Source organism: Plantibacter flavus (assembly GCF_051487245.1).
GTDB classification, from domain to species: domain Bacteria; phylum Actinomycetota; class Actinomycetes; order Actinomycetales; family Microbacteriaceae; genus Plantibacter; species Plantibacter flavus_B.
The window spans coordinates 25,150-48,936 of sequence record NZ_JAHVDH010000006.1; the positions used below are offsets into that span (position 1 = coordinate 25,150).

The window sequence follows — 23,787 nt, forward strand, 5'->3', positions numbered from 1 at the left end:
GAACAACCTGCATGACTCACACAGCGCCATCCGAGACCTCGGCTGCGCTGCGGCATGCTCATACCCGGGCTGACAATGGCCGGGACCGTTCACATCGTGTGTGTGTTCGCGGAGTTCTCTCCAACGAAACCGGCCCACCAGACTGACATAACCCTCCGCGGTACAAACGCGGTGTCTAGAGCCGACTTGGCCACATTACCCGATCCATCCTGAGAAGTCACGGTGCATCCCTGCCGTGCCTGCCGAGCACCGCGTGGCAGCATGGGGTCATGCCCAGCCCCATCGAGGATTACGCACTCATCGGCGATTGCCACACCGCAGCGCTCGTGTCGCGGGAGGGCAGCATCGACTGGCTGTGCCTGCCGCGTTTCGACTCACCGTCGATGTTCGGAGCTCTCCTCGGAACGCAGGAGCAGGGGTGCTGGAGCATCCGCCCGACCGATGCCCAGGCGACGGCACGCCGGCGCTACGTCGAGGACACCTTCGTCCTCGAAACCGACTGGGCCACGTCAGACGGCGAGATCCGCGTCACCGACGTCATGCCCCACGGCGACCGCCGCGCAGACGTCCTCCGCCGGATCGAGGGGATCAGCGGCACGGTCTCGGTCGACATCGAGCTCCGCTTCCGGTTCGGGTATGCGGACGCGATCCCCTGGGTGCGCCAGCTGCCCGACGGCAGCGGCATCGTCGCCGTCGCGGGTCCGGACGCCGTCGTCGTCCGTGGCGTCCGTCTGCGGGCGACGGACCACGCCCACGCGGCACGGGTCGAGGTCGCAGCCGGCGACGTCGTCGACGTCTCGCTCACCTGGTACCCGTCGCATCGCGAGGTCCCCGAGGCCGTCGATGTCGGCGCCAGAGTCGAGCACACGGTCGACTGGTGGCGGGATTGGGCGACGCACTGCGATCCGCCCGTCGAGTACGAGGAGGCGGTCGTGCGGTCGTTGCTCGTCCTCCGCGCACTCACGCATGAGGACACCGGCGGCATCGTCGCCGCCGCGACCACGAGCCTGCCCGAGTCGTTCGGCGGTGTCCGCAACTGGGACTACCGGTACGTGTGGCTCCGCGACGCATCGCTCACGCTCGAAGCCCTCATGCAGCACGGTTTCACCGAGGAGGCGCACGACTGGCGCAACTGGTTGCTCCGAGCCATCGCCGGTGACCCGAACGACCTCCAGATCATGTACGGCCTCGCGGGCGAGCGTCACCTCGTGGAGGAGGAGCTCGACAGCCTGCCCGGCTACCTCGGCGCAGCACCCGTGCGTGTCGGCAACGGCGCCTACACCCAGTACCAGGGCGACGTCTTCGGCTCGGTCATGATCGCACTCGACGAGGCCCGGTCGGTCGGCATCCCAGAGGACGACTTCTCCTGGAGCCTGCAGCGCGCGCTGCTCGGTGTCGTGGAGGAGCACTGGAATCGGCCCGACCGCGGCATCTGGGAGGTGCGAGGGGACGAACAGCACTTCACGCATTCGCGTGCGATGCTCTGGGCCGCCCTGGACCGCGGTGTGCGAGCCGTGCGGGTCCACGGCCTCGACGGACCGGCAGACCGCTGGGAGAGCCTCCGGGACACCATCCGCGACACGATCGAACGGGAGAACGTCGACCACGAGCGCGGTTGCTACGTGCAGCATGCCGGGACCACGGAGGTGGACGCCTCCCTGCTCGTGCTCGCGCAGATCGGCTACGTCGCCGCCGACGACCCACGGATGCTCGCGACGGTCGCCGCGATCGAGGAGGATCTCCTCCAGGACGGCCTGTTGCTGCGCTACCGGACGACGAGCGGCGTGGACGGGCTCCCCGGCGAGGAACATCCGTTCCTCGCGTGCTCCTTCTGGCTCGTGCAGCAGTACGCGGCGTCGGGCAGGGTGGACGACGCCCGCCGGCTCATGGGCCGGCTCCTGTCGTTCCGCAACGACGTCGGGCTGCTCTCCGAGGAGTACGACGTGCAGAACGCCCGCCACGTCGGCAACACCCCGCAGGCCCTGTCCCACCTCAGTCTCGTGCGCGCAGCCGACGCCATCGCCAATGCTCAGAATTCAGGGAATGTCAGCCGGCCGCGCCGCTGATGTCCGAATTCCGCGAGAGATCGACGGTGTGTCGCGTGTGCTGTCCGAACTTCCCTGAATTCTGGACACGAGCAGTGGGGGTCAGCGGGTGAATCGCGCCTCACGTTCGTCGGAGGCGGCGTAGGCGATGCGGGCGCGGAAGTTCTGCGAGACCTCGGCGGGCAGGGAGTCAAGCGGGAACCAGCGGGCCTCGGTGTTCTCACCGTCGGCGGGGAACGGGTCACCCGACTCGTAGCGGAGACGGAAGACGAGGTCGATGTACTGGGTGACGTCACCGTTGCCGTAGACGTTCTGCGGCAGCACCTGCACCTGCGCCAACCGCTCGGCGGTCGCGACGACGGCCGCCTCCTCGAGCACCTCGCGTTCGGCGGCCACCGCCGGCTCCTCCCCGGGATCGATGATCCCGGTCACCGGCGTCCAGGCACCGTTGTCAGCGCGGCGCACGAGCAGCACCTCGACCTCCGGGGTGCCGGACGCACGGAGCACGACAGCCGTGACCCCCGTCAACCACAGCGGCGCGTTGCCGATCTTCTCGCGGAGGGCCAGAACGAAGTCAGGAGTCGCCATGCCCCGACTCTACGGCCAGCCCGCGGCGAGCAGCGAGGGGCGACACGCATCGGAAACACGAGTGCGGTGTACTGGGAGACATGGAACACGATCCCATCACCGTCTCGATCGAACGACGCGTCAACCCGGCGTCGATCTCCGAGGCCACCATCTGGGTCCAGGCGGGCATCAACCTGGCCAACCGATACCCCGGCTTCCTCGGCTCCGGCTGGGTGCGCGCCGGCGCCGAGAGCGACGTCTGGTACATGCTGTACCGCTTCACGGACGAGCAGACGCTGTCCGATTGGGAGGACTCCAAAGAGCGCGCCTGGTGGCTGTCGAGCGGCCGCGAGTTCATGGAACAGTCCCGCGTCGAGAAGCGCAGCGGCATCGAGGGCTGGTTCGACGCGCCGGACGGCATCCTGCGCATCGACGAGGCCGAGGTCTCCGGAGACTCCGACCCCATTCCGCCGGCACCGCCGCGCTGGAAGCAGGCGGTGAGCATCTGGCTGGGCTTCTTCCCACTCAACCTCGTCTTCACGTTCCTGGTGACCACGTTCGTGCCCGGCTGGGAGCCGCTCGGTGTGTTCCTGCACGTGCTCATCTCGACGCTCATCCTCACGCCGATCATGACCTACTGGCTGCTGCCGCTCGTCACACGCCTGCTGCGCCCGTGGCTCCTGGCACCGCGGAGAGGTCGGGTCGACCCCGTCTGAGTCGCCGACGGTCGGCGTCGCTCAACGCCCGTCGTTCTCGCCGCGCTCGCGCACCTGGCTCGGGCTGAGCCCCGTCGCCGCAACCACCGCCCGTCGCAGATGGGCCTGCGAGTGATACCCGCAGCGCGTCGCCACCTCGGCGATCGACAGGCCACGGTGGTCCGGGTCGGACAACAGCGCGAGCGCGAGTTCGAGACGACGCTCGGCGATCTCGCCCGCCGCGCTCGTCCCCGAGCCCTCGAACACCCGCTGCAGCGAGCGTGTGGACATGTTGAAGCGTCGGGCGAGCGTCTCCGGTCGGAGCTCCCGCTCCGCGAAGGAAGCCGCGATGTGCTCGATGATCCGGAGACGCATGGGCACTCGGCCCGCGTCGCCATCGGCCCGGAACAGGTCGTTCTCGAGGTACAGGCAGGCGAGCATGGTGTCGATGACGCGGCAGAGCCTGAGCTGGGCGGCGCCGCCGATGGGCTCGAAACTCGAGATCACTTCGACGAGGAAGGCGGCGCTCCCCCGGAGCAGGGGCGACGGAGCGAGTGGGCCGAGCGGGGTGGTCGGTGTGATCCCCATCCGGCGGAGCGCACGTACCGGCACGAAGACGTACAGGTAGGTGGCTCGTTCAGCGACGGAGGTCCGGTAGGTCTCCGAGCCGATCGTGAGCGTACCGGTACCCGGTTGGAGGTCGAGCTGCTGCTGCGCATGGGTGAGGGTGGCAGCTCCGTCGATGAGCATGACGATGGTGGCGACCGGTTCGTCGAGGCCGTAGGAGTCGGCCGCGACATCGAAGACGCCGGGGCCAACCGTGTTGCGGTGCACGATGTAGTCGCCGAGCATGACGGTGTCGACGGTCATCGAGAAACGTTCCGGATCCACGTCGATGAACCTGATCGCCGCCGAGGCCTCGTGCATGCCCGTCGGACCGTGCAGCCGCAACGTGGTCACTCGTCCGCGTGCGGGGAATCGGACGGGTTGTCGGGCATCGGCTGGGGGCATCGGCTGACCTTCGGAACAGGGGTTCCACCCTCGCACAGTGCATCGGTGAGGTCGAGGGGTTGCCAGCCGACTCGAAGCGGGTTCGCGATACCAAACGGATGTCGTCCGGGATACTGGACAGATGATCGCCGAAGACATGATCTCCGCGGAGCTCGCCCGAGCCCTCCGCACCGCCGGCCTGCGCTGGACCCCGGAACCGGGCGACCGGTTCACCATCGACGGCGGTGAACTCGCGGGTGACGTGTTCACGGTGAGTGAGATGACCGTCGAGGTGCATGAGCATCCCGGCGGGCGCAGCTTCGGCTTCAACGGGACGACCGAGTGGGCGCTCGACTCCGTCGAACAGGAGGACACCCTGTGGCTTCCGTCGGAGCACCAGCTCCGGGCGCTGCTGCGTGGCTCGTTCCGTTCCCTCGAGCGTGCGGCGTCCGGGCCGTCCCCCGCCGGTGCGGTGGCCGATACCGCGGCAGCGGACCCGTTCGACGATGAGCTCGACGTCCTGCTGTCCCTCGGTGACGGCGAGGCGTACACCGTGACCGTCGAGTTCAGCGGGGAACCTCGCCGATTCAGCGCCGCGACGGCCCCCGACGCATACGCGACGGCACTCCTCGAACTCATCCTCCGCTCGGTCGCCTGAGCACCGAGCGGGCACGATGGCGCCGACCGGTCACGCGACACCGCTGTCCGGACCGGTGGTCTCACCGAAAGCTGGTCAGGGCACGGGCCGGGGCCGGTCCGCACCGTGCCCGCCGATCCGCCGCGACAGCTCCTTCGCCGCAAGCCCGGCCTGGAGGGCGAGCGCGAACGTCTCCTCGGGCGTCCCGCCGGCGAAGGTGATCGCGATCGCGGCGACCGGCCAACCCGTGTGGTCGCGGACGGCGACGCCCACACTCGCGAGTCCCAGCGTGACCCCTCCCTCCTCCGAGGCGTAGCCGTCGCGGCTCGCGCGGATCAGCACCTCGCGCAGCTCGCGATAGCGCTTCGGCCCCTTGCCGGTGCGGTCGACGAACGCCGAATCGTCGGGGAACAGCGCACGCAGCTGTTGCAGCGGGAGCGCGGCGAGGATGGCGCAGCCGCTCGCGGTCAGGTGAGCGGGCAGCCGGACGCCGACCTCGGTCACCAGATGGGGCTTCCGAGGGGCGCGCTCCTCGACGATGTAGAGCACGTCGCGTCCGTGGAGCACGGCGAGGTGGGCGCTCTCCCCCACGCGGTCGACGAGGTCGGCGAGCAACGGTCGACCGAGCATGCTCAGCGGCTCCTGTCGGGCGTAGCCTCCCGACAGTTCGAAGGCCGCGACGCCGAGCCCGTACCGGCGCGCTTCCGGGAGGTGGACGACATAGCCGTGCTCCTGCAGGACGGCGAGCAGGTGGTACACCGTGGACCGCGGGAGGTCGAGCGCAGTGGCGATGCTGGCCGCAGGGAGCGGTCCCCGGGCAGCGGCCAGATGGCTGAGTACGCGAAGCGTGGCGTCCGCCGCCGGCACCTGACTCATGGAGGACTCCCTTCGAAGCGGACGGCATCGCCGAGCCACGTCTGGAATCCCAGACACCGAGCACTCTACGCCCCTCCGGACCGATGCCACCCGGGTGTTCCATCGGAACATGGACCTGTCACACGCCGACCACACCAGCGCCCCCGAACCGTCGACGAGCGGACGACGCGTGCTCCCGGGCTCCGTCCTCCTCTGCGCAGGACCGCTCAGCTCAGCGGACCTCGTCGCCGTCGCCCGCCATGACGCCCGTGTCGACCTCGACGACGACGCCCTCGCGGGTGTCGACGCATCCCGCAGGATCGTCGAGGCGCTCGCCTCCGATCCGGAGCCCCACTACGGCGTCTCGACGGGCTTCGGAGCACTCGCGACCACCTTCATCGAACCGGACCGCCGAGCCCAGCTGCAGGCGAGTCTCGTCCGATCGCACGCCGCTGGCAGTGGCACCCCCGTCGAGCGCGAGGTCGTCCGTGCGCTCATGGCGCTGCGACTGTCCACTCTCCTGACCGGCCGGACCGGGGTGCGCGTCGAGACGGTGCGCGCCTACGCAGGACTCCTGAACGCCGGTATCACCCCGGTCGTCCGCGAGTACGGCTCGCTCGGCTGCTCCGGCGACCTCGCCCCGCTCGCGCACTGCGCGCTCGCCCTCATGGGCGAGGGCGAGGTGGACGACCGCGACGGCGTCCGACTCCCGGCGGCCGAGGCACTGGCTGCAGCCGGTCTGTCGCCGATCCGGCTCGCCGAGAAGGAGGGGCTCGCGCTCATCAACGGCACCGACGGCATGCTCGGCATGCTCGCCCTCGCCCTGCACGACCTCCGCCTGCTGCTCACCACCGCCGACATCGCCGCGGGCATGAGCGTCGAGGGGCTCCTCGGGACCGACGCCGTGTTCGCGGCCGATCTCCAGGCTCTGCGCCCGCAGCTGGGCCAGTCCGACAGCGCCGCGAACCTGCGCACGATACTGGCCGGATCACCGGTGGTCGCGAGCCACCGCGGGCCGGAGTGCACCCGGGTGCAGGACGCCTACTCGCTTCGCTGCGCACCCCAGGTGCACGGCGCGGCGCGCGACACCGTCGCGCACGCCGCACTCGTCGCGGACCGCGAGCTCGCGAGCGCCGTCGACAACCCGGTGCTCACGCTCGACGGCCGGGTGGAGTCCAACGGGAACTTCCATGGAGCACCCGTCGCGTACGTGCTCGACTTCCTCGCGATCGTCGTCGCCGACGTCGCCTCCATGTCCGAACGCCGCACCGACCGGTTCCTCGACCGGTCGCGGAACAACGGATTGCCACCGTTCCTCGCGCATGAGGTGGGCGTGGACTCCGGGCTCATGATCGCCCAGTACACGGCGGCCGGGATCGTCAGCGAATTGAAACGCCTCGCCCACCCGGCGTCGGTGGACTCGATCCCGTCCTCGGCCATGCAGGAGGATCACGTCTCGATGGGATGGGCCGCTGCCCGGAAGCTGCGGCGCGCGATCGACGGCCTCGGACGGGTGCTCGCGATCGAGCTCATGACGGCGTCGCGCGGCCTGCAGCTCCGTGGTCCGTTGGAGCCGGCTGCAGGGACCGGAGCGGTCCAACGCCTCGTCCACAGCCGCATCGACGGAGCCGGCCCGGATCGTTTCCTCTCCCCGGAGATCGAAGTCGTCACCGAGCTCGTGCAGTCGGGGCAGGTGGTCACCGCAGCCGAGTCCGCGGTCGGCACCCTGCGCTGACGAACACCCGTCGCCTGTCCTGACGCAGACGAACGCCCGCTGCGTCTCCTGAAGAGGACGCAGCGGGCGTTCGTCGTGCTGGAGTGTCAGCGCCTCGTTACGGCCACTGCGCCCGGCCACGCTTGGGCCGCTTCGGTTCCCTCGCGCCCGGAGCGGGCTCGGGTGCGGCAGCGGGCTCGGGCTCGGACTCGGGTGCGGCAGCGGGCTCAGACTCACGCTCGAGCTCGGGTGCGGACTCGGCGGCTGAGGCGGGGGCGCCTGACGCATCGAGCGCGCGCGATTCGCTTGAACCGCCCGACGCATCCTGCACCGTCTCGATCGGCACCGTCGCCGCGGGCACCTCGTCGGGAGTGCTCGACGTGGTCGACCTTGCATCGGGGCCCGCTGCGACGTGCTCGCCGTGGTGTTCGGACACGGGTGCGACATCGTCGGCGGGCAGCGTGATCGCTTCGGTCCGCGGCTGCTCGACCCCGGCTGCGACATGCGCTCCGTGAACCTCGTGCGGTGCGCCGGTGTGCGCTGATTCGGACCGACCGCTGGCCGTCTCGGCTGCGTCCGTCGGGTCCGTGGCGCGGACTCCGGCGTCGTCCCCATCGGGTGCGCTGGGGTCGCCGTCCGCGACAGCTCCGTTCGTCGGGACGCCAGTGTCGTCGGCCGCGACGGGCTCGGGCGCCCCACCGGGTCCGGTCGCATCGCCGATCTCGGTCGTCACGTCAGCGTCGGTCGGCGCAGACTCGGTGGGAACAGCGGCGGCGGTCCCTCCGTCGGCCAGGTCAGGACCGTCGACGACGGAGTGCTGGGCGTCACTCGGAGCCGGGGCGCCGACCGTCGCATCGGACCCGTCGGCGGCTTCGACGCGACCGGCGCCGACCAGCACCGGTTCCTCTGCAGCGACGGCTGCAGCCGACACACGAGGACCTTCGATCGCGGCGACCTGGCGCGGGGCCGGGGTCTCGGCTGCTGCACGGCGCAGCGCACGCCGCTCGCGGAACCCTTCGACGAGGTTGTAGAGCGTCGGAAGCACCACGAGGGTGAGCACGGTGGAGGAGACGAGCCCGCCGATGACGACGATGGCGAGCGGCTGCGAGATGAACCCGCCGTGTCCGGTGATGCCGAGCGCCATCGGAGTGAGGGCGAAGATGGTCGCGAGCGCGGTCATGAGGATCGGGCGGAGCCTGCGCGCGGCACCGTGTTCGACGGCGTCGGCTACCGTCATCCCCCGACGACGGTACTGGTTGACGAGGTCGACGAGCACGATCGCGTTCGTCACGACGATGCCGATGAGCATCAACACGCCGATGAGCGACGGGACACCGAGCGGCACACCCGTGATCACCTGGAGGCCGATGGCACCGGTCGCGGCGAACGGCACCGAGATGAGCAGCAGGAGCGGCTGCCGCAGCGAGCGGAACGTCGCGACCATGATGACGTACACGATGAGGATCGCGGCAAGCAGTGCGAGACCCAGCTGGCTGAAGGCGTCACTCTGCGAGGCGGTCACGCCGCCGAGCGTCGCGGTCGTGCCGGCGGGGAGCTTGACACCGTCGAGAGCGGTCTGCACCTCGGCACTGGCCGTGCCGAGGTTGTCGCTCGCCGGGGTCGCGCTGACCGTCGCCGAGCGGAGGCCCTTCACGGTCGTGATCGTCGCAGGGCCGTCGACCTGCGAGACGGTCGCCAGGGCGTCGAGACGCTGCAGTCCGGTCGCCGTGGGGATCTCCGCGGCGGCGAGCGCGTCGAGCGTCGTCGGCGGGTCTGCTGCGTCGACGTAGATGGTGAGTGTCTTGTCGTCGATCACGATGCTGCCGACGGTGGAGGGCTGCATCAGCTGCGACACGTACGCACCGAGGGCGACCTCGCTGAACCCTGCTGCCGCTGCGGCGTCGCGGTCCACCGCCACCTGGATGAACGGCCTGGACTCGCTCAGGTTGCTCGTGACCTGGTCGATGCCGTCGAGCTTCGTGACGGACTTCTGGATCGCGTCCGCGGCATCGGCGAGGTCGCTCTGTCGCGCCGAGGTGATGTCGATCTCGATGTCGCTCGAACCACCGAAGCCGGCCGAGGCGGCCACCTCGATGGTGCCGGCGCCGTCGATGGAACCGAGATCGGTGCGGACCTGCTTCTGGAGGGCGGTCTGGTCCGCGTTCTCATCGGTGGTGATCGAGTAGGTGATGGCCCCGGAGCCACCGCCCGAGAAGGCGTCGCGCAGGGAGCTGCCGCTCGATCCGATCGACAGCTGCACGGTCTCGATACCGTCGATGCCGCGGAGCTTGTCCTCGACCTGTTTGGCAGCGGCGTCCTGAGCGTCGAGGCTCGTTCCGACGGGCAGCGTCTGGGTGACGGTGAGGGTGTTCTGTCCCGAGTCGCCGAGGAAGTTGGTCTTCATGAAGGGCGTGAGGGCGAAGGTGCCGACGAGCACGAGCACCGACAGCAGGAGCGTGGTGACGGAGTGCTTGATCGTCCAGTGGATGATCGGGAGGTACCCCTTCTGGAGCCGCGACGGCGACTCGAGGTCGTCCTCGTCCTGGACGCTCACGCGCCGCTCGCGCCGGCTGCGGGCGGTGCCGGACGTCGGCTGCGCCTCCTCGGCAGCTGCGGCCGCGAGCCGCTGCGCCTTCGGGGCACGGAGGAACCAGTAGGCGAGCACGGGGACGATCGTGAGTGCGACGAGCAGGGACGCCAGCAGTGCGATCGTGACCGTGAGGGCGAACGGGCGGAAGAGCTCACCCGTGACGTCGCCCACGAAGGCGATCGGGAGGAACACCGCCACCGTCGTGATGGTCGACGCGGTGATCGCACCGGCGACCTCCTGCACGGCGCTGAGGATGGAGCCTGCACGCTGCGGCCCGGTCCGATTGTCGCCGAACGACAGGTGCCGCTTGATGTTCTCGATGACGACGATGGAGTCGTCGACCACACGGCCGATGGCGATCGTCAGCGCACCGAGAGTGAGGATGTTGAGCGAGTACTCGGCGACCTGGAGTCCGATGAAGGTGATCAGGACCGAGGTCGGGATCGAGATGGCCGTGACGAGGGTGGCTCGGACGTCGAGCAGGAACACCAGGATGATGAGCACTGCGAAGGCGAGACCGAGCAGCCCCTCCGTGGTGAGCGACTCGATCGACTGCTCGATGTACGGCGCCTGGTCGAAGACGACCGTGAGTTTCGCGTCCGAGCCGATCGTGCTCTCGAGCTTCGGGAGGATGTCGCGGACGCCCTGGGACACCTCGACCGTGTTGGCCGCCGGCAGCTTCGTGACGGCGATGGTGAGGGCCGGTTGGCCGTCGACCCGCGAGATGGACGTCACCGGGTCGTCTGTGAGCTCGACCGTCGCGATGTCGCCGATCGTGAGGACGGAGCCGTCGGCGGCGAACGCGCCGGTGATGGGCAGCGCAGCGATGTCGTCGACGGAGGAGAGCTTCGTGCCCGTCTGGACGGAGAAGGTCTTGTCGTCCTCGGTGATGTCACCGGCCGGTTGCAGCACGCCGTTCTGCTGCAGCGCTGTGCTGATCGCGCGGCTCGTCTGCCCGGCGAGCGCGAGTTTCGCGTCGTCCGGCGTGATCGAGACCCGCTTGCCCACCTGACCGACGATCGCAGCGTCGCGAACGCCGTCGACGTCCTTGATGTCGGGCACCACCGAGCTCGACAGCACCTCGGCGAGACTGTCCTGCGAGGTGCTGCCTGACACGGCGATCTGGATGACCGGGAGGTCGTCGATGCTGCCGCTCACCACCTGCGGGTCGACGGTGTCGGGCAGGGTGGACTTGATGCGGTTGATCGCCTGGTCGATCTTCTGCTCCGCCGTGGCCAGGTCGGTGCCGTACACGAAGGTCGCGCTGACGAGGCTCGTGTTGGTGCTCGACGTGGCCGAGGTCGAGTCGATCCCCGGGACACCCTGGATCGCCGTCTCGATGGGGGTCGAGACGTCGTCGTTCACGACCTGCGGCGCAGCCCCGGGGTAGCTCGTCACGATGGCGAGCTGCGGGAACTGCACCGAGGGGATCAGCTCCTGCTTGAGGCCGCCGACAGCGAGGGCGCCGAACACGGCGACGACGATGGTGACGAGCGCGATCAGCGCGCGGTTCTTCATGCTGAGGACGGAGAGCAGGTGCACGGGGCCGCTTTCAGTTGGTGCGAGAGGTGCGGACGCTGCAATTATGTCACCGACGGCCTGTTCAGCCGCGGTTTCCGGCGGTCAGTGCGCTGACCGCGCGACAGGATCACCTGTGGAGGACGTTCACCCCTTCCCGAGGGTGCTCAGACGACGTCTTCGAGGTAGTCGAGCGCGGGCACGTGCCCGAACATCGCGGAGTTCCACGTCTGCGTCAACAGCTCGACAGCGCGCTCCGTCTCGGCCCACGGGTAGCTGATCGGGATGCGCAGGTAGCGCTCGAACGCACCGTCGATCCCGAATCGCGGACCGGCGACGATCACGAGTCCGTTGCTCCTCGCCGCGAGGGAGAGCTGCGACGATGCGGCCTCCCCCAGGTTGACCCAGGTGGCGATGCCGCCGTCGACGCGCGGGACGGTCCAGTCGGGCAGTCGTTCCGCGAGGAGGTCGACGAGTCGATCGCGTGTCTGACCGAGCGCGACGCCGCGACGGGCGACGATCCCGTCCATCGCCGGCATGAGCTGCTGCACGGTGAGCTGATCGAGGATCGGCGTGCCCAGGTCGCCGAGGGAACGGGCCGAGACGAGCTTGCGGATCGTGCCGCGTTCGGCGCGGATCCACCCGATCCGGAGACCGCCCCAGATGGTCTTGCCCACGGAACCGATCGTGATGATCGAGCTGGGGGCACCCTCGAGGGCCGCGAACGGCGTGCCGTCGAGGCCCGCATCGGTGTCGCGGTCGATGTCGAGCTCCGCCGTCGTCTCGTCGATGACGAGCACCGTCCCGTGCCGCTCGGCCGCGGCTGCGACCCGCTGACGAGTCTCGAGCGGCATCGAAGCGCCCGTTGGGTTGTGGAAATCGGGCATGAGGTACGCGAGCGCGGGGCTCGTCCGCTCGAACCACTGCTCGAGTTCGCGCACGTCCCAGCCGGTCTCGGACGACACGGTGGCGGCCCCGAGACGCGCGCCGGCGGCACGCAGCGCCTCATAGGCGTGCGGGTAGCTCGGCATCTCGACGAGCACTCGATCGCCTCGGCTCAACATGGTGCGGGCGATGAGGGCGATCGCGTGCTGCGCACCGACCGTGACCATGATCTCGTCGGGGTGGGTCGGGAGGCCTCGCGCGGTGTAGCGGTCGGCGATGGCCTGCCGGAGTTCCGGCATGCCGACGAGGTCGTAGTCGAAGTCGTGCATGTACCGCGGGAGCTCGGCGGCGGCGGTCTGGACGGCGTCGATGATCTCGGGGCACGGCGGGACGGCGGCTTTGCTGAAGTCGAGGAAGCCACCCTGCGGCACCGGCGCGAGGGAGGTCGGCGCGGAGGGCAGGAGGGTGACGCTGCCTGAGCCACGGATGCTGCGGAGGTACCCGGCTTCGCGCAGTTCGCGGTAGGCGGCGGTGACCGTGGTGCGGCTGAGGTCGAGCCGGTCGGCGAGTTCGCGCTCCGCGGGCAGACGGGTGCCGACGGGGATCCGGCCATCGAGGACGAGCAGCCGGATGCGGTCGGCGAGGCCGCGGTATGCGGGCGCGGCGCTCTTCCAGTGCCCGAGCAGGGCGGCGAGCGAACGGGCGCTCAGGGTGATCGAAGCCATGGAACCACGATACCCAGATTGGCCTCTAGCGCCAAAGCCAATCATGGAATTGGATTGTCGACTATGACCCGCCGCGTGCTCCAACTCCTCATCGGACTCTTCCTCTACGGCATCGCCATCGCCATGATCGTCCGTGGAGCGGTCGGCGTCGCCCCCTGGGACGTCCTCACCCAGGGCATCAACCTGCGCACCGGGATCAGCTTCGGCCTCATCACGATCATCGTCGGTGCCGTCGTGCTCCTGCTCTGGATCCCGCTCAAACAGCGTCCGGGCATCGGCACCATCCTCAACGTGCTGCTCGTCGGCCCGTCCGCCGACATCGGACTCGCGTTCATCCCGGCGGACCTCGACCTGTGGGCGCGGATCCTGCTGTTCGCGGGTGGCCTCCTCCTCCTCGGCGTCGCCTCCGGCCTCTACATCGGTGCGAACTTCGGCCCTGGCCCGCGCGACGGCCTCATGACGGGCATCCACCGCGTGACCGGCTGGCCCATCTGGGTGGGACGGACCGGCGTGGAGGTCGTCGTGCTCGCCGCCGGCTGGCTCCTCGGCGGCAACGTCGGCGTCGGCACCGTGCTCTTCGCCGTGCTCATCGGGCCGATCTGCGGGTGGACGATCCCGCTGTTCCGGATCGCGCCCCGGGCGAAGACTCCGACCGCCGACGTCGAGGCGGCCCTCGAGGGCGATGTCGAGCCCTCGACGCCCGCCGTCGACTCGCCCGCGAACTGACCCGCCCTTCGACGGGCGCAGGGACCCGACCCGCTCGGCTCGGGGACCGAACCCGACAGGCTCGGGGAACGGATGCCGCCCCGAGGGCACGGATCCGGTCCCCGAGCCTGTCGAGGGGTCGGGGTTACCGGCTGAGGCCGGACGGGTCAGGCGAAGCGACCGGCACGGCCACCGCACCCGTGTGGTCGTCGACGCTCATGGTCGCCTCGTCGAAGCGCGAGCGTCCGGCGAGCACCTCGCCCACCTGCACGCGGTCGACCTGCTTCACCCAGGTACCGATGATGATCGTCGCCACGGCGTTACCGGTGAAGTTCGTGAGCGCACGGGCCTCGGACATGAAGCGGTCGATGCCGACGATGAGTCCGACGCCGTCCACGAGGTCGGGACGGTTCGCCTGCAGTCCGCCCGCGAGCGTCGCGAGGCCGGCACCGGTCACTCCGGCAGCACCCTTCGAGGCGATGATCATGAACGCGAGCAGCGAGATCTGCTCACCGAGGTTCATGGGCACGCCCATCACGTCGGCGATGAAGATCGACGCCATGGTGAGGTAGATGGCCGTGCCGTCGAGGTTGAAGGAGTAGCCGGTGGGGACCGTGATGCCGACGACGGGCTTCGAGACGCCGAGGTGCTCCATCTTCGCGATGAGCCTCGGCAGTGCGGCCTCGGACGAGGACGTGCCGACGATCAGCAGGTACTCGCGGCCCAGGTACTTCATGAGCTTGAAGATGTTGAACCCGGTGGTGAGCCGCAGGACGCCGCCGAGCACGATGACGATGAACAGCGCACAGGTGATGTAGAACGCGATCATGAGCGTCGCGAGACCCACGAGCGCGCTCGCGCCGGCCGACCCGGTGACGGCGGCGATGGCTCCGAACGCGCCGATCGGTGCCATCCACATGATCATCGCGAGCACCCGGAACACCAGGGCCTGCAGCAGCTTGATGCCCCGCAGGATCGGTTCGCCCGTCGTCCCCATCTTCTGCAGGCCGAACCCGACGAGCAGCGCGACGAAGAGGACCTGCAGGATGTTGCCGCCGGTGAGCGAGGACACGAGTGTCGTCGGGATGATCCCGAGGATGAACTCGGTCGTGCTCTTCGCCTCACCCTCCACCTGATAACTCGTCTCGGCGAGGTTCAGTCCGGCGCCCGGCTGGATGATGTTGCCGACGACGAGGCCGATGCCGAGCGCGAAGGTCGACATGACGATGAAGTACAGCATCGCGAGTCCGCCGACCTTGCCGACGGTCGCCGCCTTGGCGATGGAGCCGACGCCGATGACGATCGTGCAGAAGATGACCGGCGCGATCATCATCTTGATGAGCGCCACGAACGCGTCGCCGACGGGTTTCAGGCCCTTGGCGAACTCGGGCGCAGCGAGCCCCGTGACGATGCCGGCGAGCACCGCGACGATCACCGCGATGTAGAGGTAGTGGGTCTTGTCCAACCGCTTGAGGGAGGAGAGCGTCATTGCCATTCCGAATCCGTTCCGTCGGTGCGCCGCTGCACTGCGGCCGCACGGCCTGTGATCCGCCAACCCTGCAGCCGGACGGGGCCGCTTCGACGGTTGTGGTCGTAGTGACCGCTTGTGGTCGTACTGGTCACGGCGCAGCGCCACACGAAGCGACACCCGACAGGTGTCCACCCCCGATACTGGAGAGGTCGACGCGATGGAGCAGGACGGAGGTGCGCGATGACCCGGCGCTCCCTGAGCATCGCCTCACGGTTGTTCCTCGTGCAGCTCGTGGCCGTCCTCGCGCTCACCGTCGTGGCCGGTGTGCTGCTCTGGTTCCAGGCCCGCACCGAGACCGAGGACCGCGCCGTCGCGAAGTGCCTCGACGTCGCGAGCGGCATCGCCGACAACCCGTTCGTGCTCGAACAGGTGCAGAGCCCCCACCCCGAGACCGAGCTGCAGCCGTATGCCGAAGCACTCATGCGCGACACCCGGGTCGACTTCGTCACGATCATGGCTCCCGACCGCACCCGCTACACGCACCGCGACCGCGAGCAGATCGGCAAGCCGTTCATCGGCACCATCGCACCGGCACTCGCCGGTGAGACGTTCACGGAGACCTACACGGGCACGCTCGGCCCGTCCGTGCGTGCGGTCGCGCCGATCCTGGACGCCGATGGGACGGTCGTCGCACTCGTCGCAGCGGGCGTCACCGTCAGCAACGTCTCGGAGACCTTCGAGACACGGGTGCCGTGGCTGATCGGCACGGCGCTGCTCGTGCTCGTGATCGGCGCCGTCGGCTCCTGGATGCTCCGTCGCTATCTCGCGCGCGTCACGGGCTCGCGCGGCCCCGAGGATCTCGCGAGCATGTTCGACTACTACGAGTCGGTGCTGCACTCGGTGCGCGAGGGCCTCGTGCTCGTCGACCGGCGGCAGCGTCTCGTGCTCGTCAACGACCAGGCGGCCGAGCTCCTCGGGCTGCCGCTCGGCGAGCGTTCGACCGCGGTGCCCGTCGAGGAGCTGCAGATCGATCCGGGGCTCCGGGAACTCCTCGCGAGCGGTCGGCAGGCGGTCGACGAGGTGCACCTGACCCGCGACCACGTGCTCGTCGTCAACCAGGAACCGGCCATCGCACCGGGCGACGCGGCTGGTGCCCAGGAGCGCGGCTGGGTGATGACGCTCCGCGACCACACCGAGCTCGAGCACTTGAGCGGCGAGCTGCAGTCCATGCGCACGATGAGCGACGCCCTCCGCGCGCAGACCCACGAGTTCGCGAACCGCCTGCACACGATCGTGTCCCTCATCGAGCTCGACCGCCGCGAGGACGCGCTCGCCTTCGCCTCCCAGGGCCTCGGCGCGAGCCAACGGCTCACCGACCGCGTCCTGGCCGCGGAGCAGGAGCCGGTCATCTCGGCACTGCTGCTCGGCAAGACGGCGCAAGCGGCCGAGCAGGGCGTCGAGCTGCACCTCGAGAGCGATCCTGCACTCGGACGCGTCCAGATCGACCCCGCGGTCGTCGTGACGATCCTCGGCAACCTCATCGACAACGCGATCGACGCGGCATCCGGCCCGACACCCTGGGTGGAGGTCTACCTCGGCCAGGGCCTGCCGGGTGCCACTCAGGGTGATGGCGGCACTGACCGCACCGACCTCGTGCTCCAGGTCAGCGACAGCGGCGCGGGGCTCGACCCGGCGGTGCTCGACCTCGCCTTCGAACGCGGGTGGTCGACGAAGGAACCGGGTCGGTACGGTCGGGGCTTCGGCCTGGCGCTCGTGCAGCAGGCCGTCACCCGACTCGGTGGGACGATCGAGGTCGTCACCGAACCGGCGTCAGCGTTCGTGGTCACGCTCCCCTCCGCCGTCGGAATCCGGGACGAGGCGACGGCATGAGCGACACGATCCGCGTCCTGGTGGTCGAGGACGAGCCGATCGCGCAGCAGGCGCACGCGAGCTATCTGCGGAGGCTCGACGGTTTCGAGCTGGCCGCGGTCGCGGGCGACGCGGCGAGCGCGATGCACGCGCTCCGGGCCGCGGATGCACACCGCTCGCCCGCGGAACGCATCGACCTCGTGCTCCTCGACCTGAACCTTCCGGATGCCCACGGACTCGAACTGTGCCGGCGCATCAGGACCGCGGGGATCGATGTCGACGTCATCGCGATCACCGCGGCACGCGACCTCAGCGTCGTTCGGGCAGCGGTGTCGGCCGGTGTCGTGCAGTACCTCATCAAGCCGTTCGCGTACCCGGCGTTCGCCGACAAACTGGAGGCGTACCGCTCGTTCCGTCGGACGATGACGGCCGAGGGTGCGGTGGCGAGCCAGCACGAGGTCGACCTGACCCTCGCGACCCTGCGCGCACCGTCGTCACGTCCGCAACTCGCGAAGGGGCTCTCGGAGGACACGCTTCGGCTCGTGTCGGAGCTGCTCCGGCAGGCCGCGACCCCGCTGTCCGCGAGCGAGGCCGCGACCGCAGGAGCACTGTCCCGGGTGACGGCGAGGCGCTACCTCGAATACCTCGCGGAGACCGGGGCGGTCGAGCGGTCGCCGCGCTACGGCACCCCGGGCCGTCCGGAGCTCGAGTACCGCTGGCGCTGATCCGCACGCGAACCCTGCAGCCGACCGGGTCCCTGAGCCTGTCGAAGGCCTCGCTACAGCCCCTACAGCTCACGCTCCGCGAACGCCGTCATGGCGTCGCGGACGAAGCTCGCGCCGGCCTCGCCGCCGTAGTTCGCGCTGAACCGTGCGTCGGTGACGTACATCTCGCCGAGCCCGGTGAAGTACTCCCTGGTCGGGTGTCCGTCCGGCGTCTGTGGCGTGCCGGGGATGCCGGACAACCACTCGTACTGCCGGGCGGCCAGCGCTTGGGCCTCCTCTGCGACCGGATCGACCCCGCGACCTGCGGCATCCGCCCAGTCCGACGCCAACGCGGCCGCCCGTTCCTGCCACGCTGTCCGCTCTGCCGGTGTCTTTCGTCTCCACCAGCGGTCGCCGGACGCGAAGGCGTGCTCGCCCCAGCGCTCCTCCACCTCTGCCTGGTGCTGTGTGTGATCGAACCCGTCGAACATGTGCTCTGCCATGAGGGGTTCGCCTCCTTCCAATCTCGTGATGGTGTCCTCGACGGACGCGATCTGCGCCTCGAGGCGATCCTGTTCGGCCTGCAGCCAGGCGAGGTGCTCTCGGAGGGCGTCGGTGGTCTCATGACCGGCGGCGTCCTGGGCGTCGAGCACCTCGGCGACGGCGGGCAGCCCGAGCCCGAGTTCGCGCAGCAGCAGGATGCGCTGCAGACGGACGAGAGCCTCGCCGTCGTAGCGTCGGTAGCCGTTGCCGCCGATGCGCGTCGCCGGCAGGAGTCCGATGGCCTCGTAGTGGCGCAGCGTGCGACTCGTCGTGCCGGCGTGCTTCGCGATCTCCTGGATCGACCAGTCCATCGTGCCCACCTCCTGAATCAGCCACCGGGCGTCTCCCGGCGGTGATCTCCACCCTAGAACTTGACGTTGCGTCAAGGTCAAGTCGTTTTCGGGACGCGCTCAGGGTCGATTCAGGGTGATCCCTGAGGCTCCGGGGTTGCCCCGCCTGGAAACGCGATATATCGTGATTCTCAGTTCAACGCGATATATCGCGATCATCACGAAAGGATCGGCATCATGACGCAGGAGAAATGGATCATCGCCCCGGGCGAGAGTCGCATCATCGACCTCGAACTCGTGCGGCGCCTGAAGGTCGGCCTCATCGGCGGCCAGGTCGACATCATCGCCCACGACGAGCCGGGCGCCCGCATCGAGGTCTCCGCCGTCACCGGCAAGGACCTGAAGATCAGCATCGACGGCGACGTCGCCGAGATCGACCACCCGCAGCTGCGCTGGGACAACTTCCTCGAGGTCTTCTCGAACTTCGGATCGAACCGCGCCACCGCCCAGGTGAGCGTGCTCGTCCCCCGCAACGTCGCCCTCACCTTCGGTGTGGTCAGCGCGAGCGGGCTCGTCTCGGGTCTCACCGCCGACGCGAAGCTCAACACGGTGTCCGGCGACCTCGTCGTCGACAACGTCACAGGGCACCTCGAACTCAACTCCGTCAGCGGCGAGCTCACCGTCCAGAACCACTGGGGTCGGATCACCGCACACACCGTCTCGGGCGACGTGACCGCCTCCGGCACGATCTCGCGCGCCTCGGTCGACGGGGTCTCCTCCGACGTCCTCCTCGACATCCACGGTCCATGCGACCAACTCGACCTCAACACGGTGAGCGGCTCCGTCACCGTCCGCTTCGACGAGGAGCTCGCCGCGCGGTACACGGCGAACTCGGTCGGCGGCCGCCTCACCATCGACGGCGTGGTCCTGAAGGGCCTCCGCGGCGGCGGGTACACCTCGCACACCGGCGAGCTCGCGGGCCAGTTCGCCGAGGTCCGCATCAACACCGTCGGTGGCGCCGTGACCGTCCTCCGCCGCGCGGCGAAGGAGACGGCGTCCACGAGCACCGGCTCAGCCGCTCCGGCGTCCGATGACGCATCGACCTCGGGGAGCGAGGCAGGCGCATGAGCCCCGTCTTCGCGCACGGCAGCCTGCGTCTCTACCTGCTCAGCCTCCTCGAGGAGTCGCCGAAGCACGGCTACGAGCTCATCCAGGCACTCACCGACCGCAGCGGCGGCACCTACAGTCCGAGCGCCGGCACCATCTACCCGAGGCTGTCGAAGCTCGAGGAGGAGGGGCTCGTCACGAAGACGAGCGACGGCCGCAAGACCGTCTACGAGATCACCGACGCCGGCCGCGCCGAGCTCGCCGCCCGTGCCGGCGAACTCGACGGCATCGAGGACCAACTCACCGACTCCGTCCGACGCATCGCCGACGAGGTCCGCAGTGGGGTCAGCGCGGCGATGAAGAGCCTGCGGGCCGACCTGGCCTCCGCCGCCCGCGAGGCGAAGCAGACCTCGAAGCCCGGACCGAGCTGGACGGCGTCGGCGGATGCGAGCGCCGACGCGAAGGTGCAGTCCCGCCTCGCCCTCCACGAGGCTGACGTCTCGATCAACGAGTTCCGTCAGGCGCTCCGGACGGAACTCCGGGAGTACGTCGGCCGAGGCGGCGTGCTCGATGACGCCGCGGTCTCCACCCTGCGCGCCGACCTCGTCGCGGTGCGCGACCGACTGCGCGAACGCCTCCGCGAGTGACCGGTTCCGGCCTCGCGCCTGGACGACGAACCGCCCAGCTCCCCGATCGGGAGCTGGGCGGTTCGTCGCGAGTGGCGGGGTGGGTCAGCGAGCGGCCCCGGCGAGCGAGCCGGTGGTCGCACCGGAGTCGAAGATCACGCAGGTGACGAGACGGTCGTTCATCTCCTCCCAGCTGGCCTGCGTGGGCGTGTAGTAGTTGAAGTCGAGGGTCGAGTCCTCGTAGGCGATGCCGGCGAAGGGCTGGAACTGCGCGTAACAACCATCGTCCGCCTGCTGGGTGAGCGCGTCGTCGCCGGGCCACTCGTCACCGGGGATGGTGACCTCGCCGTAGACCTCGTACGTGTGCGGTTCGGTGCACGGGACGGTGGGCACCTCGGAGACCTCGTCGCTGGACGACTCGTCGTTCAGGCAGTCGCCGACAGCGAGGGTGAACACGTTCGTGGTCCCTCCGCCGACGATCTCGCCCGTCTGCGAGTCGCGGGTCTCGGCGGGCTTCGGGAGGATGTCGTTGATGACGCTGCACCCGGACAGGGTGAGCGCCGCGACGACGGCGGCGATGGCGAGCGGGAGCAGGCGGCGGGCAGTCACGATGAGGGTCCTCGGGGTGGGTGGTCGATCACGGATCGGCAGCCCGGGAACGCACTGCGCGGGCGGCCGCAAGACAGGATATTGGTCGACTGTCCGATTTCGCTACCCACCAGGTGTTGCCCTCCCGGTGTCACGGTCCGGTGACGATGCCGCCGGGGGCCACCGCTACCGGCTTGACTCCGGTCGCCGAAGGAGTAATATCGCCGCTCGTGACAACTGAGGGTCGAGAGCCCGGGACAGAACCACGATCAGCAAAACGCTGGTTGATCGGGGACCCGCTGCCGACCGAGAACCTGGAGGGCCAGCTCCTCCCCAAGCGCCTCGCGCTCCCCATCTTCGCGAGCGACGCCCTCTCGAGCGTGGCGTACGCACCGCAGGAACTCCTCATGATCCTGACGCTCGGAGGGCTCGCCTTCCTGAGCTTCGCCCCGTGGGTCGCGGCGTGCGTCGTGATCCTCCTGGTGGTCGTCGTGGCGAGCTACCGGCAGCTCATCAAGGCCTACCCGTCGGGTGGTGGCGACTACGAGGTCGCCCACAAGAACCTCGGCGAGAAGGCCGGCCTCGTGGTCGCCTCGGCGCTCCTCGTCGACTACGTCCTCACGGTCGCGGTGTCGGTCGCGTCCGGCGTGGACAACATCATCTCCGCCGTCCCCGCGTTGAACCCCTGGCGCGTCGAGCTGGCCGTCGGCTTCGTGCTCGTCCTCATGGCCGTGAACCTCCGCGGGGTGCGCGAGTCCAGCAAGGCGTTCGCGATCCCCACCTACTTCTTCATCGCGAGCGTCCTCGTCATGATCGTCGCGGGACTCGCGCGCACGTTCATGGGCGACGCCCCGGTCGCGTCGAGCGCCGAGTTCACCGTGCAGGGCGAGAGCCTCACCCAGGCGGCGTTCATCCTGCTCCTGCTGCGCGCCTTCTCCTCCGGCTGTTCAGCGCTCACGGGTGTCGAAGCGGTCTCGAACGGCGTTCCGGCGTTCCGCCGTCCGCAGATCAAGAACGCCCAGAAGACCCTCGTGCTCATGGGCGGGACGGCGATCGTCCTGTTCGTCGGGCTCACCGCCCTCGCGCTCATCTCCCAGGTGCACTACGCCGAGAACGCCTGCCACTTGGAGGGCTTCGCCGACTGCGCGACCACTCCCCAGCCGAGCCTCATGGCGCAGGTCGCGACGGCTGTGTTCGGCGCGAACAGCATTCCGTTCTTCCTCATCCAGGCGGGGACCGCGTGCGTCCTGCTGCTCGCTGCGAACACCGCGTTCAACGGCTTCCCGCTGCTCGGCGCCGTGCTCGCTCGCGACTCCTACGCTCCGAAGTCGCTCAACACCCGCGGTGATCGGCTCGTCTTCTCCAACGGCATGATCGTGCTGGGCCTCGCCGCCTGCGCCATCCTCGTCGTCTACCAGGCGAACCTCACGCAGCTCATCCAGCTGTACATCATCGGCGTCTTCGTCTCCTTCACCCTCGGACAGACGGGCATGGTGAAGCACTGGCTGCGCATGCTCCGCGAGGGCTGCAACGACCGCGGAGCCGTGTGGCGCGGCCTCGCCATCAACGCGTTCGGTGCAGCGCTCACGGCGAGTGTGCTCATCGTGGTGACGATCACGAAGTTCACGCACGGCGCCTGGCTCGTCTTCGTGCTCATGCCGATCCTCTTCATCCTCATGCTGGGCGTGAACCGCTACTACCGCGATGTCGAGAAGGAGGTCGAGGTCGACCCGACCACGACCTTCGGCGCCACCGGAGACCACGCCATCGTGCTCGTCGGCAAGATGCAGAAGCCGATCCTCAAGGCCCTCGACTACGCGATCGCCGCGAAGCACGACAGCCTCGAGGCGGTCCACATGTCGGTCGACCCCGAGGCGACGAAGCTGCTCGAACGGCAGTGGATCGAGCAGAACATCCACGTGCCGCTCGTCATCGTCGAGTCGCCGTACCGCGAGTTCGCGATGCCGCTCGCGAAGTACATCAAGGCGCACCGGGCTGAGCACGGCAGCGAGGTCGTCACCGTGTACATGCCGCAGTACATCGTCGGCCACTGGTGGGAGTCGCTGCTCCACAACCGCCGAGCCTCACGCATCCGCAACCAGATCATGCTCGTGCACGGCGTGACGGTCGCGCTCGTGCCGTGGCTGCTCGACTCCTCGGAGCTCATCTACGGCCGCCGGTCCCGACCGTTGCCCGGCCAGGAGCGCCGTGGCGAGATCATCCGGCCCAAGAAGCCCGTCGAGCGCAAGCCCCACATCGATCGCAACACCGAGCGCAGCCGCCACTGACCGAGCGGTGTCTCCGAGCGGTGTCTCCGAGCAGTCGACGTGCCTGACAGACTGGACGCATGATCACCTGGGGCCTGTCCGCGTTGTTCCTGGCCGCGGTCTTCGGGACGCTGTCGATGACCCGGCTGATCGCGGCGAACCCGGACACCCCGCTGCCCATGTGGCGCGGACGCCCGCAGCACCTCCCGTTCTTCACGATCATCCTGCGCGCGCTGTCGTTCGGTCTGGCGGTCTTCGGCCTCTTCACGCTGGTGCAGGAGATCGGGTTCTGGGCGGTGCCACTGTTCGTGGTCGCGGTCGGTCTCCCCATCGTGCTCAACGTCCGGCACAATCGTCGATTCCGATAGCCCGCTCGCCGGCCCGTCCGCCCGGCAG

At 69.2% G+C, this 23,787-nt stretch carries 19 protein-coding genes; 11 read left to right on the top strand and 8 right to left on the bottom strand.

Annotated elements, in window-relative coordinates; translation table 11 throughout:
* The first annotated feature begins 239 nt into the window (after positions 1 to 239).
* The gene (locus KXS11_RS15585; RefSeq protein ID WP_437386924.1) at positions 240 to 2,066 is read left to right on the top strand and encodes a glycoside hydrolase family 15 protein; all 1,827 of its coding nucleotides are present in this window, start codon (positions 240 to 242) and stop codon (positions 2,064 to 2,066) included.
* 81 nt (positions 2,067 to 2,147) lie between these two features.
* Here KXS11_RS15585 and KXS11_RS15590 read toward each other — a convergent pair whose 3' ends face one another.
* Positions 2,148 to 2,633 carry an NUDIX hydrolase gene (locus tag KXS11_RS15590; protein ID WP_437386539.1) on the bottom strand — a complete coding sequence of 162 codons (486 nt, stop codon included), beginning with the start codon at positions 2,631 to 2,633 and terminating at the stop codon, positions 2,148 to 2,150.
* Between the two features lie 80 nt (positions 2,634 to 2,713).
* Here KXS11_RS15590 and KXS11_RS15595 point away from each other — a divergent pair, with 80 nt between their 5' ends.
* On the top strand, positions 2,714 to 3,328 hold the full coding sequence (locus KXS11_RS15595) for an antibiotic biosynthesis monooxygenase (RefSeq protein WP_437386540.1): 615 nt from the start codon (positions 2,714 to 2,716) through the stop codon (positions 3,326 to 3,328).
* A 21-nt stretch (positions 3,329 to 3,349) separates the two neighbouring features.
* On the opposite strand, the gene KXS11_RS15600 is transcribed toward KXS11_RS15595, so the two are convergent.
* On the bottom strand, positions 3,350 to 4,267 hold the full coding sequence (locus KXS11_RS15600) for a helix-turn-helix domain-containing protein (protein WP_437386541.1): 918 nt from the start codon (positions 4,265 to 4,267) through the stop codon (positions 3,350 to 3,352).
* 172 nt (positions 4,268 to 4,439) lie between these two features.
* Here KXS11_RS15600 and KXS11_RS15605 point away from each other — a divergent pair, with 172 nt between their 5' ends.
* Positions 4,440 to 4,955, top strand: coding sequence for a pilus assembly protein CpaE (locus KXS11_RS15605; protein ID WP_437386542.1), 516 nt, complete (start codon positions 4,440 to 4,442; stop codon positions 4,953 to 4,955).
* Positions 4,956 to 5,030: 75 nt separating this feature from the next.
* On the opposite strand, the gene KXS11_RS15610 is transcribed toward KXS11_RS15605, so the two are convergent.
* Positions 5,031 to 5,810, bottom strand: coding sequence for an IclR family transcriptional regulator (locus KXS11_RS15610; protein WP_437386543.1), 780 nt, complete (start codon positions 5,808 to 5,810; stop codon positions 5,031 to 5,033).
* Positions 5,811 to 5,919: 109 nt separating this feature from the next.
* Here KXS11_RS15610 and hutH point away from each other — a divergent pair, with 109 nt between their 5' ends.
* Positions 5,920 to 7,524, top strand: a complete 1,605-nt coding sequence (gene hutH / locus KXS11_RS15615; RefSeq protein ID WP_437386544.1) for a histidine ammonia-lyase — start codon at positions 5,920 to 5,922, stop codon at positions 7,522 to 7,524.
* A gap of 97 nt (positions 7,525 to 7,621) precedes the next feature.
* On the opposite strand, the gene KXS11_RS15620 is transcribed toward hutH, so the two are convergent.
* Together KXS11_RS15620 and KXS11_RS15625 are read right to left on the bottom strand one after the other, a co-directional pair.
* The gene (locus tag KXS11_RS15620; RefSeq protein WP_437386545.1) at positions 7,622 to 11,635 is read right to left on the bottom strand and encodes an efflux RND transporter permease subunit; all 4,014 of its coding nucleotides are present in this window, start codon (positions 11,633 to 11,635) and stop codon (positions 7,622 to 7,624) included.
* Positions 11,636 to 11,778: 143 nt separating this feature from the next.
* Complete coding sequence (locus tag KXS11_RS15625) at positions 11,779 to 13,221, bottom strand: PLP-dependent aminotransferase family protein (protein ID WP_437386546.1); 1,443 nt, start codon at positions 13,219 to 13,221, stop codon at positions 11,779 to 11,781.
* A gap of 63 nt (positions 13,222 to 13,284) precedes the next feature.
* Here KXS11_RS15625 and KXS11_RS15630 point away from each other — a divergent pair, with 63 nt between their 5' ends.
* Positions 13,285 to 13,947, top strand: a complete 663-nt coding sequence (locus tag KXS11_RS15630) for a YczE/YyaS/YitT family protein (protein ID WP_437386547.1) — start codon at positions 13,285 to 13,287, stop codon at positions 13,945 to 13,947.
* A gap of 124 nt (positions 13,948 to 14,071) precedes the next feature.
* On the opposite strand, the gene KXS11_RS15635 is transcribed toward KXS11_RS15630, so the two are convergent.
* Positions 14,072 to 15,421: a cation:dicarboxylate symporter family transporter gene (locus KXS11_RS15635; protein ID WP_437386548.1), complete on the bottom strand. Its 1,350-nt coding sequence runs from the start codon at positions 15,419 to 15,421 to the stop codon at positions 14,072 to 14,074.
* Between the two features lie 216 nt (positions 15,422 to 15,637).
* Between KXS11_RS15635 and KXS11_RS15640 the strand changes: the two genes are divergently transcribed.
* Positions 15,638 to 17,287 carry an ATP-binding protein gene (locus KXS11_RS15640; RefSeq protein ID WP_437386549.1) on the top strand — a complete coding sequence of 550 codons (1,650 nt, stop codon included), beginning with the start codon at positions 15,638 to 15,640 and terminating at the stop codon, positions 17,285 to 17,287.
* Positions 17,284 to 17,991 (top strand): response regulator, encoded by a 708-nt coding sequence (locus KXS11_RS15645; RefSeq protein WP_437386550.1) that lies wholly within the window; start codon positions 17,284 to 17,286, stop codon positions 17,989 to 17,991. Before KXS11_RS15640 ends, KXS11_RS15645 begins: the two co-directional genes overlap by 4 nt.
* Before the next feature lie 62 nt (positions 17,992 to 18,053).
* On the opposite strand, the gene KXS11_RS15650 is transcribed toward KXS11_RS15645, so the two are convergent.
* On the bottom strand, positions 18,054 to 18,824 hold the full coding sequence (locus KXS11_RS15650; RefSeq protein WP_437386551.1) for a MerR family transcriptional regulator: 771 nt from the start codon (positions 18,822 to 18,824) through the stop codon (positions 18,054 to 18,056).
* A 216-nt stretch (positions 18,825 to 19,040) separates the two neighbouring features.
* Here KXS11_RS15650 and KXS11_RS15655 point away from each other — a divergent pair, with 216 nt between their 5' ends.
* The gene (locus tag KXS11_RS15655) at positions 19,041 to 19,931 is read left to right on the top strand and encodes a DUF4097 family beta strand repeat-containing protein (RefSeq protein ID WP_437386552.1); all 891 of its coding nucleotides are present in this window, start codon (positions 19,041 to 19,043) and stop codon (positions 19,929 to 19,931) included.
* Positions 19,928 to 20,557, top strand: a complete 630-nt coding sequence (locus tag KXS11_RS15660; protein WP_437386553.1) for a PadR family transcriptional regulator — start codon at positions 19,928 to 19,930, stop codon at positions 20,555 to 20,557. Before KXS11_RS15655 ends, KXS11_RS15660 begins: the two co-directional genes overlap by 4 nt.
* A gap of 84 nt (positions 20,558 to 20,641) precedes the next feature.
* On the opposite strand, the gene KXS11_RS15665 is transcribed toward KXS11_RS15660, so the two are convergent.
* Complete coding sequence (locus KXS11_RS15665) at positions 20,642 to 21,145, bottom strand: septum formation family protein (RefSeq protein WP_437386554.1); 504 nt, start codon at positions 21,143 to 21,145, stop codon at positions 20,642 to 20,644.
* 263 nt (positions 21,146 to 21,408) lie between these two features.
* On the opposite strand from KXS11_RS15665, the gene KXS11_RS15670 reads away from it, so the two are divergent.
* Both KXS11_RS15670 and KXS11_RS15675 read left to right on the top strand, forming a co-directional pair.
* Positions 21,409 to 23,412: an APC family permease gene (locus tag KXS11_RS15670; RefSeq protein ID WP_437386555.1), complete on the top strand. Its 2,004-nt coding sequence runs from the start codon at positions 21,409 to 21,411 to the stop codon at positions 23,410 to 23,412.
* A gap of 59 nt (positions 23,413 to 23,471) precedes the next feature.
* A complete protein-coding gene (locus KXS11_RS15675; protein ID WP_437386556.1) occupies positions 23,472 to 23,759 on the top strand; it encodes a hypothetical protein in 288 nt (95 codons plus the stop codon).
* Positions 23,760 to 23,787: the final 28 nt, after the last annotated feature.